12 protein-coding genes, 2 rRNA genes and 1 other RNA gene (1 of these 15 only partly in view) are annotated in these 13,932 nt (G+C 51.4%); all 15 read right to left on the reverse strand.

Annotated elements, in window-relative coordinates; genetic code table 11:
• A 23S ribosomal RNA gene (locus QMO62_RS17160) occupies nt 1-1,207 on the reverse strand; it reaches 1,703 nt to the left of the window's first position.
• A 189-nt stretch (nt 1,208-1,396) separates the two neighbouring features.
• A 16S ribosomal RNA gene (locus tag QMO62_RS17165) occupies nt 1,397-2,931 on the reverse strand.
• The 16S and 23S rRNA genes sit together here, the layout of an rRNA operon.
• 195 nt (nt 2,932-3,126) lie before the next feature.
• Complete coding sequence (locus QMO62_RS17170) at nt 3,127-3,393, reverse strand: pro-sigmaK processing inhibitor BofA family protein (protein ID WP_284642824.1); 267 nt, start codon at nt 3,391-3,393, stop codon at nt 3,127-3,129.
• Nucleotides 3,394-3,396: 3 nt separating this feature from the next.
• Nucleotides 3,397-3,675, reverse strand: a complete 279-nt coding sequence (locus tag QMO62_RS17175) for a DUF2508 family protein (protein WP_284642825.1) — start codon at nt 3,673-3,675, stop codon at nt 3,397-3,399.
• Nucleotides 3,676-3,788: 113 nt separating this feature from the next.
• Entirely contained in the window at nt 3,789-4,385 is a 597-nt protein-coding gene (recR, locus tag QMO62_RS17180) for a recombination mediator RecR (RefSeq protein WP_284642826.1), read from the reverse strand.
• 75 nt (nt 4,386-4,460) lie between these two features.
• Nucleotides 4,461-4,772: a YbaB/EbfC family nucleoid-associated protein gene (locus tag QMO62_RS17185; protein WP_284642827.1), complete on the reverse strand. Its 312-nt coding sequence runs from the start codon at nt 4,770-4,772 to the stop codon at nt 4,461-4,463.
• Nucleotides 4,773-4,796: 24 nt separating this feature from the next.
• Nucleotides 4,797-6,533 carry a DNA polymerase III subunit gamma/tau gene (gene dnaX, locus QMO62_RS17190; RefSeq protein ID WP_284642828.1) on the reverse strand — a complete coding sequence of 579 codons (1,737 nt, stop codon included), beginning with the start codon at nt 6,531-6,533 and terminating at the stop codon, nt 4,797-4,799.
• A 92-nt stretch (nt 6,534-6,625) separates the two neighbouring features.
• Nucleotides 6,626-7,687, reverse strand: a complete 1,062-nt coding sequence (locus QMO62_RS17195; RefSeq protein ID WP_284642829.1) for an ATP-binding protein — start codon at nt 7,685-7,687, stop codon at nt 6,626-6,628.
• A 167-nt stretch (nt 7,688-7,854) separates the two neighbouring features.
• An RNA gene (gene ffs / locus QMO62_RS17200) (signal recognition particle sRNA large type) lies at nt 7,855-8,118 on the reverse strand.
• 48 nt (nt 8,119-8,166) lie between these two features.
• The gene (locus QMO62_RS17205) at nt 8,167-8,559 is read right to left on the reverse strand and encodes a hypothetical protein (protein ID WP_284642830.1); all 393 of its coding nucleotides are present in this window, start codon (nt 8,557-8,559) and stop codon (nt 8,167-8,169) included.
• An 85-nt stretch (nt 8,560-8,644) separates the two neighbouring features.
• Entirely contained in the window at nt 8,645-8,842 is a 198-nt protein-coding gene (gene rpmE / locus QMO62_RS17210; protein WP_284642831.1) for a 50S ribosomal protein L31, read from the reverse strand.
• Between the two features lie 86 nt (nt 8,843-8,928).
• Nucleotides 8,929-10,194, reverse strand: coding sequence for a radical SAM family protein (locus QMO62_RS17215; RefSeq protein WP_284642832.1), 1,266 nt, complete (start codon nt 10,192-10,194; stop codon nt 8,929-8,931).
• 40 nt (nt 10,195-10,234) lie between these two features.
• Nucleotides 10,235-11,542, reverse strand: a complete 1,308-nt coding sequence (rho, locus tag QMO62_RS17220; RefSeq protein WP_284642833.1) for a transcription termination factor Rho — start codon at nt 11,540-11,542, stop codon at nt 10,235-10,237.
• 113 nt (nt 11,543-11,655) lie between these two features.
• Nucleotides 11,656-12,909: a UDP-N-acetylglucosamine 1-carboxyvinyltransferase gene (murA, locus tag QMO62_RS17225; protein WP_284642834.1), complete on the reverse strand. Its 1,254-nt coding sequence runs from the start codon at nt 12,907-12,909 to the stop codon at nt 11,656-11,658.
• 119 nt (nt 12,910-13,028) lie between these two features.
• Nucleotides 13,029-13,883 carry a class II fructose-1,6-bisphosphate aldolase gene (gene fba, locus QMO62_RS17230; protein ID WP_284642835.1) on the reverse strand — a complete coding sequence of 285 codons (855 nt, stop codon included), beginning with the start codon at nt 13,881-13,883 and terminating at the stop codon, nt 13,029-13,031.
• Nucleotides 13,884-13,932: the final 49 nt, after the last annotated feature.

The raw sequence follows: 13,932 nt of genomic DNA on the forward strand, positions 1-13,932 counted from the left end.
ATGGACTCATAGCTTCGGTGGTGTATTTAGCCCCGTTACATTTTCGGCGCAGAGTCACTCGACCAGTGAGCTATTACGCACTCTTTCAATGGTGGCTGCTTCTAAGCCAACATCCTGGTTGTCTTTGCAACTCCACATCCTTTCCCACTTAACACACACTTGGGGACCTTAGCTGATGATCTGGGCTGTTTCCCTCTTGACAATGGATCTTAGCACTCACTGTCTGACTCCCGGGTTAAAGTCTGCGGCATTCAGAGTTTGACTGGACTTGGTAACCCTTGGCGGGCCCCGCACCCAATCAGTGCTTTACCTCCGCGACTCATCACCCGAGGCTAGCCCTAAAGCTATTTCGGGGAGAACCAGCTATCTCCGAGTTCGATTGGAATTTCTCCGCTACCCCCACCTCATCCCCGAATTTTTCAACATTCGTGGGTTCGGGCCTCCAGTGCGTGTTACCGCACCTTCACCCTGGACAGGGGTAGATCACACGGTTTCGGGTCTACGTCTACGTACTTATTCGCCCTATTCAGACTCGCTTTCGCTGCGGCTCCGGCTTCTCACCTTAACCTTGCGCGTAAACGTAACTCGCCGGTTCATTCTACAAAAGGCACGCCATCACTCATTAACGAGCTCTGACTTCTTGTAAGCACACGGTTTCAGGTTCTTTTTCACTCCGCTCCCGCGGTTCTTTTCACCTTTCCCTCACGGTACTGCTTCACTATCGGTCACCAGGGAGTATTTAGCCTTGGCAGATGGTCCTGCCGGATTCCGACGGGGTTTCACGTGTCCCGCCGTACTCAGGATCCGTCTAGAGTCTCGGTTGCTTTCGGTTACGGGGCTGTTACCCACTTTGGCCGGCCTTTCCAGACCTGTTCGCCTACCAACCTGCACTCACATTGACGTCCTACAACCCCAAGGGGCAAGCCCCTTGGTTTGGGCTGTTCCGCTTTCGCTCGCCGCTACTGACGGAATCACTTTTGTTTTCTTTTCCTGAGGGTACTTAGATGTTTCAGTTCCCCTCGTCTGCCTCCTACACAGCTATGTATTCACTGTGTGGTACGTGAGTATTACCTCACGCGGGTTCCCCCATTCGGACATCCCCGGATCAAAGCCTGCTTACGGCTCCCCGAGGCATTTCGTCGTTCGCCACGTCCTTCTTCGGCTCCTGGTGCCTAGGCATCCTCCGTGCGCTCTTATTAGCTTAACCTCAGCTAAAAGATTGTTCATCTCGCATTCGCTCAATAAACCATCGTATAGATGTTTCGACATTTTGCTTTGTTTCGATATCCAGTTTTCAAGGAACAAGAGTTCTGAAAGGCATTGCGCCTTTCAAAACTGAACAACGAAGAGAGTAAATTTTATGTCCGATGGCCTACAGCCATCATGGACTCCATAGAAAGGAGGTGATCCAGCCGCACCTTCCGATACGGCTACCTTGTTACGACTTCACCCCAATCATCTACCCCACCTTCGGCGGCTGGCCCCTTGCGGTTACCCCACCGACTTCGGGTGTTGTAAACTCTCGTGGTGTGACGGGCGGTGTGTACAAGACCCGGGAACGTATTCACCGCGGCATGCTGATCCGCGATTACTAGCAATTCCGACTTCATGCAGGCGAGTTGCAGCCTGCAATCCGAACTGAGACCGGCTTCTAAGGATTCGCTCCGGATCGCTCCTTCGCTGCCCGTTGTACCGGCCATTGTAGTACGTGTGTAGCCCAGGTCATAAGGGGCATGATGATTTGACGTCATCCCCACCTTCCTCCGGTTTGTCACCGGCAGTCACTTCAGAGTGCCCAACTCAATGCTGGCAACTGAAATCAAGGGTTGCGCTCGTTGCGGGACTTAACCCAACATCTCACGACACGAGCTGACGACAACCATGCACCACCTGTCTCCTCTGTCCCGAAGGCCTGCCCTATCTCTAGGACATTCAGAGGGATGTCAAGACCTGGTAAGGTTCTTCGCGTTGCTTCGAATTAAACCACATACTCCACTGCTTGTGCGGGTCCCCGTCAATTCCTTTGAGTTTCACTCTTGCGAGCGTACTCCCCAGGCGGAGTGCTTACTGTGTTTACTTCGGCACCAAGGGTATCGAAACCCCTAACACCTAGCACTCATCGTTTACGGCGTGGACTACCAGGGTATCTAATCCTGTTTGCTCCCCACGCTTTCGCGCCTCAGCGTCAGTTACAGTCCAGAAAGTCGCCTTCGCCACTGGTGTTCCTCCACATCTCTACGCATTTCACCGCTACACGTGGAATTCCACTTTCCTCTCCTGCACTCAAGTCTCCCAGTTTTCAGTGCGAACCAGGGTTGAGCCCTGGGCTTAAACACCAAACTTAACAGACCGCCTGCGCGCGCTTTACGCCCAATAATTCCGGACAACGCTTGCCCCCTACGTATTACCGCGGCTGCTGGCACGTAGTTAGCCGGGGCTTTCTTCTCAGGTACCGTCATTTCCAGGGCAGTTACTCCCCGGAACGTTCTTCCCTGGCAACAGAGCTTTACGATCCGAAAACCTTCATCACTCACGCGGCGTTGCTCCGTCAGACTTTCGTCCATTGCGGAAGATTCCCTACTGCTGCCTCCCGTAGGAGTCTGGGCCGTGTCTCAGTCCCAGTGTGGCCGATCACCCTCTCAGGTCGGCTACGCATCGTCGCCTTGGTGAGCCGTTACCTCACCAACTAGCTAATGCGCCGCAGGCCCATCTGTAAGCCACAGCTTGCGCCGTGTTTCCAAGCTCCTCCATGCGAAGAAGCCATCTATCCGGTCTTAGCTACCGTTTCCGGTAGTTATCCCAGTCTTACAGGCAGGTTGCCTACGTGTTACTCACCCGTCCGCCGCTAGGGTCCGAAGACCCTCGCTCGACTTGCATGTATTAGGCACGCCGCCAGCGTTCGTCCTGAGCCAGGATCAAACTCTCCAATAAAGTAGTTTGACTTGCTCATGTTCAAAGCTAGCACGAATCCGAAGATTCGTTATATTTCACTCTCTCGTTGTTCAGTTTTCAAAGGGCAATTGCTGTCGTATCTTGTCACCCTTTTCAGCGGCGACTTGATTAATATAACACAGATAACAATATAGATGCAAGCTTTTTCTAAAACAAATTTTATCCAACGCCCATCTATACAACCACCCAAAGCTTGAGTGCTGCCAGCATAGCCAGTCCCGGCACGCCAAGAACGCTTACGGTCCCAACGGTTACTGCATTCAACGGAAGCTCCAAGTTGGTGTAGCTGCTGAACAGATTTAGAATATACAGCATAAATGCGGCTAATGCAACCTGCAGACAAACCATACCGATCCATCGGAAAGCAAACGGGTTGCGAAGCAGCGTTATAATCAAAAGCAGCGCCGAACCGAGCAATATTCCCCACAGTACATAGTTCATCCTTTATTCCCCCATCGCTCTGCTGACCGCCACTTCGCCTGCAACGAGCTTTATATCCTTGGCTTGCTTAATCAGCATCTCAAATCGCTTTTCCGCAGCTTCCAAAGCATAAACGGCATAGTCGATCTGTTCCTTCTCCACCACGTAATCGAAGCGCCGTTGTGCCGTTACCCAATCCATATGAGCCTGGCGGATCTCCTGAAGCAGGAGCAGGCGGTCCTGCCGAATTTCCTCGTTCCTTTTGCTTTCCTTCCTGTTCCAATTCTTCAGCCAGCTTCTCATAGCTCGTCTCCTCCTACGTATCCGAAAGTGTTTGTCCACACTTTTATACATATAAGAAGCACCTCTCACTTAGAACCAAAAAAAAGAAGCCTCAAGGGCTCCTTTTATTAATGTTATAGTTCGCGCCGGCCTTCCAGCGCCTTAGTCAGCGTAACTTCGTCCGCATATTCCAAATCGCCGCCTACCGGCAGTCCATGGGCAATCCGGGTAACTTTGAGGCCGAACGGACGTACCAGCCGGGATAAATACATCGCCGTTGCTTCGCCTTCGATATTCGGGTTGGTAGCCAAGATCAGCTCCTGTACCCGTTCATCACTGAGTCTCTTGAGCAGGTCGGCAATTCGAATTTCGTCGGGCCCGATTCCTTCCATCGGTGAGATAGCCCCATGAAGTACATGGTAGTAGCCTTGAAACTCCCGGGTCCGCTCCATTGCAACCAAATCCTTAGGCTCCTGCACAACACAAATGATGGAGGCATCGCGGCTTTTATCCTGACAAATCCGGCAGGGATCCGTATCGGTAATATTGCAGCAAACCGAGCAGTAATGCAAATTTCTTTTGACATTCACCAGAGCCTTGGCAAAATCAATCACGTCTTCCTCCTTCATACGAAGCACATGAAACGCCAGGCGTCCGGCCGTTTTGGGTCCGACTCCGGGTAAGCGGGAGAACGCGTCGATTAGTTTTGATATGGGTTCAGGATAAAACAAGGACGTATCTCCTTACGTAAATAAAATCGTACAAAGAAAAAGAGGCGACTGTACAGCCGCCTTCTGCCTTAAACCTTAGAACAACCCAGGGATATTCATACCGCCTGTCAATTTGGACATTTCTTTACCGGCTGTTTCTTCTGCCTTGGTCATGGCATCGTTGATCGCAGTCAGAACAAGATCCTGCAGCATTTCGACATCGTCGGGATCTACCGCTTCCGGTTTAATTACTACACCGGTTACCTTCTTGTGACCATTCACGGTAACCGCAACGACGCCGCCGCCCGCAGTCCCTTCAAATGTCTTTTGCCCAAGCTCTTCCTGAGCCTTGAGCATTTGCTCCTGCATTTTCTTAACCTGCTTCATCATTTGGTTCATATTGTTCATCGCGATTAGCACTCCTCTACCGAATCAGTCTTCTTTTATTTTCACCAAATCTTCGCCAAACAATTGGATGGCTTCACTAATCCATTCCTTCTTCGTGTCGCTCACCTGCGTGTCCTCAGGCACAAGCTTAAGCTCTTCCTTTGGCGCCTCGGAGGACTGCTGGTCTGCAGCGGCTCTCCAGTCCCGGATCATTACCGTAACCAAGCGGTAAGGCTGCCCAAGCTGTTCCCCGATCACTTGTTCGATCAGCTGCTTGTTGGCTGGCTTCTCCGTGGTCTCTCGGTGCATGGCGCTCTTGAAGGCTACCAATATATTGCCTTCGTTTATTGATACGGGTTCTCCATCGACCAACCAGGCATGAACCGTGATCTTCTGCTCCTTCACGCGACTGAGCACTTGGCTCCATCCGGACAGAATCGTTTTGAATGCAGGATCGTCCCGCCCCTTCAAATAGCCGTCGAGCTTTGCAATGGTATTCTTGGATACCGCAGGCGCCGGGGCTGAGCGAGCTGGCGACGAGGAAGCCGCAGGTGCAGCATTCGCCGGTGCGACACCGTTCTTAATCACCTGGGCCAACTGATCTTCAAGCCGCTGGATCCGGCCCATCAGCTGACTGACAAGACCGTCCTGGCTACCGGTTGAAGCTCCGGCAGTCGTTGCAGCAATAGGAGCTGCGCCAGCCTGGCTGCACAGCTTCATTAACGCTACCTCAAGCAGGGTTTGCGGCTGAACGGAATACTTCATCTCCGTCTGATAATAGTTCAGCGTGTCGATCATAGCAATGAGCGCATCGCTCGAGAAGCGCTGGGCTACCGCTACGAATCGCTGCACGTCGGTAATCCGTTCCGTCACGGCCCCGGAATTCGGAACCATTTTGACAAGAAGCAAGTCCCGGAAATAATAAATCAGGCTTTCCATGCATTTGTCTGCACTCTTGCCCTCCTGCATAAAGGCCTCGATCAGCTGAAGGACAGCGCCGACGTCTTTATTCGTAATAGCTTCTACCAGCCGCTCGAACTGGTCGGAGGCCATGCCGCCGGTAATGGACAGTACATCCTCATAAGTGACCCGTTTACCCGAGAATGCAATAATCTGATCAAGGAGACTTAGAGCATCCCGCATCCCTCCGTCCGATAGCCGGGCAATAAATGATGCCGCCTCATCCTCAATCTCGATTTGCTCCGCCCGGCAGACCTGCTGAATTCGCTCGACCTGCTCTTCCAGCGCGACGCGGCGGAAATCGAAGCGCTGACAACGCGAGATGATCGTGGCCGGCAGCTTGTGCGGCTCCGTCGTTGCAAGAATAAACATGACATGCGCAGGCGGTTCCTCCAGCGTCTTCAGAAGCGCATTGAACGCCTCCGTGGTCAACATGTGCACCTCGTCGATGATGTACACCTTCTGGCGCACCTCAGTAGGTGCATATTTCACCTTGTCCCGAATATCCCGAATCTCTTCGACGCCACGGTTCGAAGCCGCATCGATTTCAACGACATCCATGACGGAACCCTCGGTAATTCGAAGACAAGCATCACAGCGATTACAAGGTTCAATTCCCGGCCCGTTCTGACAGTTAACCGCTTTGGCTAAAATTTTCGCCGCACTGGTCTTCCCGGTTCCCCTCGGGCCATTGAACAAATAAGCATGACTATAGCGTCCTTCGCGAAGCGAATTTTGCAGAGTTTGGACAATATGTTTCTGGCCGACCATGTCTTGGAATGTCTGCGGCCGCCACGTACGGTAAAGCGCGATATGTGCCATCTTGCCCTCTCCAATGATTGTTTATCCCATATATTATACTACACTTGGGGGAAGGTTTGAAGATCAGGATCGAAGATGCGCCGCCGCGCCCTTCAAGAGTAAGGAATGCTAACCGTGAAGGTCGTGCCGAAGCCCTTTGAGGATACCCGTATGTTCCCGCCCACGTCGTGTACAATGCGCTGACAGACCGAAAGACCGAGCCCGGTTCCTTCCGCCTTAGTCGTAAAGAACGGATCGAAAATCTTATCGATGACGAACAGAGGTATGCCCGGACCGGTATCGCGAATGTCGATATTGACCTTTCTTTCCTCCTGATCCACCCGTTCAATAATGGTAAGACGTCCTGCGTCACCCATGGCTTCGATACCATTTTTGCAAATATTAATAAATACCTGCTTCAGCAGCTCTTTGTCGGCAATGACATGAGGAAGTCCGTACAAAGCTTCATATTCCACCGTTATCCCGTGAAGAAGCGCTTCGTTGTTAATAATGGGGAGTATATCCTTCAGCACTTGAGACAAATCGATAGCCTCGAACGAAACATGCTTCGGCTTGCTTAACAAAAGAAATTCATTGACTAACTCATTGATTCGTTTAATCTCCGACAGCATCACATCCGTGTAACCGCTCTCACGATCCATCCCATTTTCCTCAAAGGTTTTCCGCAGCACCTGCAAAAAGCCTTTAATCGAAGTCAGCGGATTACGAATCTCATGGGCCGTGCCCGCTGCAATCTGGCCAATCATCGCCAGGCGGTCGCTTCGTTGTACCTGCTCCTCCAGGGAACGAAGATTCGTCACGTCCTTGAAAATGATGTAGGCTCCCACAATGCGGTCTTCATCATCTCTAAGCACATTCGAATCCAGCAGAAGCTCGTAGCGCTGCTGATTGTTCGTCCAAGACAAGGCGTGATTCCGAATGATCATGCCGTCCAGAATTTGCCGCTGTATCAACTGGTGCTCAGGGGGAAGGGATATAAAAATTTGCTCCATCGGACGGTTCATGACCTTGCTTTTCTGCACTCCAAGCACTTTGCAGGCCATATCACTAATGTCGATCAATTCAAAGTCCGTATTCAAAAGGATCACGCCCAAGTTGACATCCTTAAGAAACGTACCGGCAAATCGCTGCAGCACAGTCAATTCTTGATGCAAGGGGTTCCCTCCTCCGGTTGGGTAAACTTTAGTATAGGAATTCTCCTAAAATTTTCATTTTCCTTCTATAGGTTAACAAAAGAAAACTTAAGGTTGAATTCGCAAAAAGCAAAAAACGTCGATGATGCAAGAGCTGCATCTCGACGTTACCGGATTCATTATGTAAACCGTGCACCTACATGGATATTACGATCCAAGTGGAATTCTTATCGTCAGCTCAAGTTAGGCCACCCTCCGGCACATGGAACATCCTGCTTATGGCTGCTTCCTTCCGGACCTGACCAGATTCGCAGGCATCCATTGCGGAGGACCCGACTCTCAACACCAACTTTAAGACCCAAGCCTCACATCGTAATACCGCTGTTAGGCGATCAACCCCGCTGTAGCGGATTGCGGGTTACAGGGCACCGCTACCTCCCCGTCTAGCACGGCATAGATAGAGTATAGAACATTCGATTCGAAATAGCAACCTGGGGGATTTATTTAGCAGTTACGGTTGTAACCTCCAGATTGTATCGCGGCACATTCTCGATGATACGCTGGTAGACTTCGGCGCGAATCCGTTCGGCTTCAGCCCGGTCCGTCGTTAATACGGAAATACGCACACGGGCATCCAATCCGTCCGCCTGAATGGAAACGCCCGTAACGCCGGATACCTGCCTCGCGGTCCGATCAATCATGGCAAGATCATCCTGGTAATGGTGATACGTCGGGCTGAGCGGATGGTTCGGGTTCACATCGGTAATCCCCAAATATCCGTCCTGAGGATACGATTGCATCCGTGAACCGTTGTCCGAACGGGCTCCGCAGCCGACAAGTCCGGCGCTAAGGGCACACAGGCTGAGGATCAGTCCTATCTTCTTGATGAACATAAAAACACCTCCTACGGGTCGCTAAGATATCAATCTTAGGATGACCCGAGAAGGTGCGATTATGCCGAGATGGCATTGACAACTATTAGATACCGTATTTCTTCTTGAACTTGTCCACACGGCCGCCGGCATCCAGGAATTTTTGCTTCCCAGTGAAGAACGGATGGCAGTTGGAGCAAATTTCAACACGAAGGTTTTGCTTAACGGAGCCTGATTCGAACACGTTACCGCAAGCGCAAGTAACTGTTGTCAGGTGATATTTCGGTTGAATCTCAGTTTTCATTTCTTTCACCTCTTTATGCCCTGAAACACCATGTGAATCAGAGTTATCGTTAGAACACACACGAACGGATTATATCACGGCCTGAGTTACCGTTGCAAGTGTTTCTTCATCAGATCATCCGGGATGTGCGTATAGGAGCCAAGCACCACATTCGGCAGCTCCTGACGGAAAATCTCGAGCATTTGCTTCATGCCATAGATTTCGCCTTGTGCAGGAGGGATAAGCTTCAAATAGCTTTCGGGATCGATGTTCAGATTGCGGAGTTGAATCAGTTTCAGGTCTGTTCGGCGTGCAAACTCGATCATCGCCTCTATCTCTTCCTCACGGTCTGTTACTCCCGGGAAGATCAAGTAATTAATCGAAGTGAACACTCCCTTGTCCGCCGCATAACGAAGCGATTTCTCCACATTCTTGAGCGTATAGCCGCGAGGCTTATAATAGGCGTTATAGTGCTCGTCCAATGCACTGATCGTACTGACCCGCATCAAATTTAATCCCGCATCCACAATGCCGCGAATATGATCCGTCAGGCCGGCATTCGTGTTGATATTAATATATCCCGTATTCGTACGACGGCGGACTTCCCGGATCGCTTCGATGATAATTGGCGCTTGCGTCGAAGGCTCGCCTTCACAGCCCTGGCCGAAGCTGATGATGCTCTCGGGGGTACGCAGATGCTCCATCATGACTTCAACGACCTCTTGTACCGTCGGACGGAAGTTCATCCGCGTCTGCGGCGCAGGAAATCCGCTGTCCTCCGGCTGCTCGGAAATACAACCGAAGCATCCGGCATTACAGGAGAACGATACCGGAACCGCTCCTTCCCAGCGTCCCAGGAATGTGTTCGAGGCAGTGAGACACTCATAGCCCAGAGCACAATTGGAGAGATGCTCGTACAACCGATTCTCGCTATATTTATTCCGGAGCTCGCCCACCTTCAGCTCAAGCTCATCGGGATCGCAGTTACGGGGGTTCCAGCGCTCCGGCTCATCACTTTGCTCCGCAGCTACGTAGAAGCCGCCATCCTTCCATACGACAGCCGTATAGCCGAAGAGCGGAAGCACCTGAGTGGAATCGGATTTCGCATAGCCCGGCAGCATCAAGCGAGTAAAGCCCTGTGGCAGGAGCGCACCTACGGCGGTTACTTCACCGGGAACCACCTGCATTTCTCCGGTACGATTATGGATCCCTACGGGGCGGGTGTGCGGAAGGCTTACCAGCGTAGCACCCTCAGGAAGCGGAATCAGCTCCTCTTCCATAATATCTATGACCATTTCCCCGCTTCGTCCGAGACCGGAGTACTCGGGGTGATCGTATACATTGCCGTCTTTATCGGCATAAACCAAATTCATGATGTGACTCCTTCTGCCGCTTAGATTCAGCGAAGCGAAATTACGAAACGGAATGCTTCACGCGCCGCGAGGAACCGCCGCCTCCGGATTGATTCCCGTTCCCGCCCGGAGTATCGAGGTTATCCAGAAACTCTTGGTTCGTTTTGGAATCCGCCAGCTTCTTGATGAAAGCTTCTACATATTCATGAGAGTCGTTCATGCTCTTGCGGATCGCCCATACCTTATCAAGCTCTTCCTTCGTGAGCAGCATCTCCTCACGACGAGTACCGGAGCGGCGAATATCGATGGCAGGGAAAATCCGTCTTTCCGCCAGCTTGCGGTCCAGATGCAGCTCCAGATTACCGGTTCCCTTGAATTCTTCGTAAATAACATCGTCCATGCGGGAACCTGTTTCAATCAGGGCCGTTGCAAGGATCGTTAAGCTGCCGCCCTCTTCAATGTTCCTGGCCGCTCCGAAGAACCGCTTCGGACGATGGAACGCTCCAGGGTCAATACCGCCGGATAAGGTTCGGCCTGTCGGAGGAACAACCAAGTTGTACGCACGCGCCAAACGAGTGATGCTATCGAGAAGAATGATGACGTCCTTCTTATGCTCCACCAGACGCTGTGCCCGCTCAAGCACAAGCTCCGCAACCTTGATATGGTTCTCCGGCAGCTCGTCGAAGGTGGAAGCCACCACCTCGCCCTTGACGGAACGCTGCATATCCGTTACTTCCTCCGGCCGCTCATCAATCAGCAGCACAAACAGATGGGCATCGGGATAGTTCTCAGAAATGCTGTTAGCGATTTCTTTCAGCAGGAGCGTTTTACCCGCTTTGGGTGGAGCTACAATCAATCCGCGCTGTCCGAAGCCTACTGGGGCCAACAAGTCCATCAATCGAGTGGAGTAACGGGTTGGAGTGGTTTCCAAGCCAAGCTTTTTCTGCGGGTATAGCGGAGTTAGTGCGGCAAAATGAAGTCGTTCTGCGGCCGTTTCCGGATCTTCGCCGTTGACGGCCTCCACATGAAGCAATCCGAAATATCGTTCGTTCTCCTTCGGAGGACGGCACTTCCCGGATACAATGTCTCCGGAGCGAAGATCGAATCTGCGAATTTGCGAAGCGGAGATGTAGATGTCCTCGGAGCTTGGCAAATAGTTGATCGGACGAAGGAAGCCGAAGCCCTCCGGCAGAATATCCAGGACGCCCTGCATAAACATTAGGCCGCCTTGCTCTGCTTGCGCTCGTAAAATAGCAAAAATAAGTTCTTTTTTACGAAGCTGACCGTAATTCGCAATTTGATGCTTTTTGGCCAGCTTGTATAATTCCGTAAGTTTCAGTGCCTCTAGTTGAGCTAGATGCATATCCATTGTTTATAACCACCAAACTATTAAATTTTCATGGCATAGTAAGCCCTATTCATCGATTTTCGGCAAATATACTCTCTAGCATTGCCCAAACGGGTTACAATCTATACCAAACTCTATTCTTCTTCGCGCCAAACTTCCGCACCCAGGTTTGATAGATTCATAACCAGATGGTCATATCCCCGGTCAATATATTCAACGCCGGTGATCTCGGTGATTCCATCCGTTACGGTCAAGCCTGCAATGACAAGCGCCGCGCCGGCCCGCAAATCCGTAGCCTTTACCTTCGCAGCCGTAAGCGGCCCGCCTTCGATCACAGCGGATCGGCCTTCTACCTTAATGCGCGCACCCATTCTAGTTAATTCAGGGATATGCTTGAAACGATTGCTGTATACGAAGTCCGTCAAGACGCTGACACCCTTCGCTTGGGTCAGCAGACTGGTCATTGGGGATTGAAGATCGGTTGCGAAACCGGGATATACCAGAGCTTTTACATCCACCGGCTCATAGAGGGCTTGACCGACGACTCGGATCGATTCGTCCATTTCATAAATATGAACGCCCATTTCTTGCAGCTTGGCCGTCATCGCCTCCATATGCTTCGGGATTACATTGTCTACCACAACGTCTCCGCGAGTTGCCGCAGCGGCGATCATGTATGTGCCCGCTTGAATACGGTCAGGGATAATGGAATGGCGGCAGCCATGCATACTGTCAACGCCTTCGATCCGAATCGTTTCGGTGCCGGCTCCTTTAATCTTGGCTCCCATGGAGTTAAGCAAGGTTGCTACATCTATAATTTCAGGCTCTTTTGCCGCATTTTCGATAATTGTGACGCCTTTGGCTCTTGAAGCCGCCAGCATAATATTAATCGTCGCACCTACACTGACGACATCCAGATAAATCTTGGCCCCGCGCAATTGCTTGGCCTTAATATGCAATGCTCCATGTTCATTGGTAACCTGCGCACCCAGCGCTTCAAAACCCTTCACATGCTGATCGATCGGACGCGGTTCAAAGTTGCAGCCGCCGGGAAGACCGATAACCGCTTCTCCAAAACGCCCAAGAAGCGCACCCATTAAATAATACGAAGCTCTAAGCTTCTTGACGTTGCCGTTAGGCATCGGCTTGGAGGTTAACCGGCTCGGATCGATGACCATCTGATCTTCGTTCCAGGATACCGTAGCACCAAGCTCCTCCAAAATTTCCGTATAAATCACCACATCACTTAAGTGGGGCAAGTTGTCCAGTGTTACCGCCGTCTCTGCCATAATAGCGGCTGGAATCAGGGCTATAGCACTGTTCTTCGCACCGCTGATCGTCACCGTTCCCCGCAGAGGACGTCCGCCGGTCACCATCAATTTCTCCATTCGCTGTTCTTCCTCCCACATCGCTGCTTTAAAGCGTTAACAAACTGAAGCAATCATTCCGAATTGAAGTAAGAGAGGGAAATACACCTTTGCAGGTGCACTTCCCCATTCCTTTATAATTAAGCTTGGTTTGCGCTGCCGAACAATTGGATTTTGGACTTAACTACGTCTACCATGGCGTTGCGGGCTGGAGTGAGGTATTTACGAGGATCGTATACTTTCGCGTCTTTGTTCAGAACTTCGCGGATGGTTTGCGTACAAGCCACTTGGTTCTCTGTGTTCACGTTGATTTTGCCAACACCTGCAGCGATCGACTGACGAATCATTTCATCAGGAACGCCGGAGCCGCCGTGCAATACAACAGGAACAGGAATCGCGCTGGATACCTTCTCAATGATATCGAAACGGATGTTCGGTTCGCCGGCATACATACCATGAGCCGTTCCTACTGCGATAGCAAGGCAATCTACACCGGTTTCTTCGTAGAAGCGGATTGCTTCCTCCGGCTTAGCCAGGTTCGCATCGGACTCGTCCACGCTGATGTCGTCTTCCACCCCGCCGATCGTTCCGAGCTCGCCCTCAACGGACACGCCCATGGCACGAGCTGCCTTAACAACTTCCTTCGTCAAGCGAATGTTCTCTTCGAAGGAGTAGTGAGAACCATCGAACATAACGGAGCTGAAGCCGGCACGGATACACTTCATGGCAACCTCAAAGCTGCTGCCGTGGTCAAGGTGAAGTGCAATCGGCAAACCGGATTTCTTAGCAGCCGCTTCTGCGATAGCTACCGTGTACTCCATACCCATGTACTTCAGGGCGCCTTCGGAAACACCGAAGATGAATGGAGAGTTCAGCTCCATTGCAGCTTCCGTAATAGCTTGGGCAAACTCCAGGTTGTTCATGTTAAACTGACCTACGGCAAACTTATTAGCCTTCGCCTTCGGCAAAAACTCATTCATTGAAACAAGTGGCATGGTTTCGATTCCTCCTATGTATAGTTGACCTATCCGAGTGGAACGTACC

Origin of the sequence: Paenibacillus silviterrae (assembly GCF_030167925.1) — a bacterium.
GTDB classification, from domain to species: domain Bacteria; phylum Bacillota; class Bacilli; order Paenibacillales; family NBRC-103111; genus Paenibacillus_G; species Paenibacillus_G silviterrae.

Bases quoted from the DNA above. Each gene is read 5' to 3' on its own strand.
- QMO62_RS17170 (WP_284642824.1), bottom strand. From the start codon at position 3,393: ATGAACTATGTACTGTGGGGAATATTGCTCGGTTCGGCGCTGCTTTTG.
- QMO62_RS17175 (WP_284642825.1), bottom strand. From the start codon at position 3,675: ATGAGAAGCTGGCTGAAGAATTGGAACAGGAAGGAAAGCAAAAGGAAC.
- QMO62_RS17185 (WP_284642827.1), bottom strand. From the start codon at position 4,772: ATGAACAATATGAACCAAATGATGAAGCAGGTTAAGAAAATGCAGGAG.
- dnaX (WP_284642828.1), bottom strand. From the start codon at position 6,533: ATGGCACATATCGCGCTTTACCGTACGTGGCGGCCGCAGACATTCCAA.
- QMO62_RS17205 (WP_284642830.1), bottom strand. From the start codon at position 8,559: ATGTTCATCAAGAAGATAGGACTGATCCTCAGCCTGTGTGCCCTTAGC.
- rpmE (WP_284642831.1), bottom strand. From the start codon at position 8,842: ATGAAAACTGAGATTCAACCGAAATATCACCTGACAACAGTTACTTGC.
- QMO62_RS17215 (WP_284642832.1), bottom strand. From the start codon at position 10,194: ATGAATTTGGTTTATGCCGATAAAGACGGCAATGTATACGATCACCCC.
- rho (WP_284642833.1), bottom strand. From the start codon at position 11,542: ATGGATATGCATCTAGCTCAACTAGAGGCACTGAAACTTACGGAATTA.
- murA (WP_284642834.1), bottom strand. From the start codon at position 12,909: ATGGAGAAATTGATGGTGACCGGCGGACGTCCTCTGCGGGGAACGGTG.
- fba (WP_284642835.1), bottom strand. From the start codon at position 13,883: ATGCCACTTGTTTCAATGAATGAGTTTTTGCCGAAGGCGAAGGCTAAT.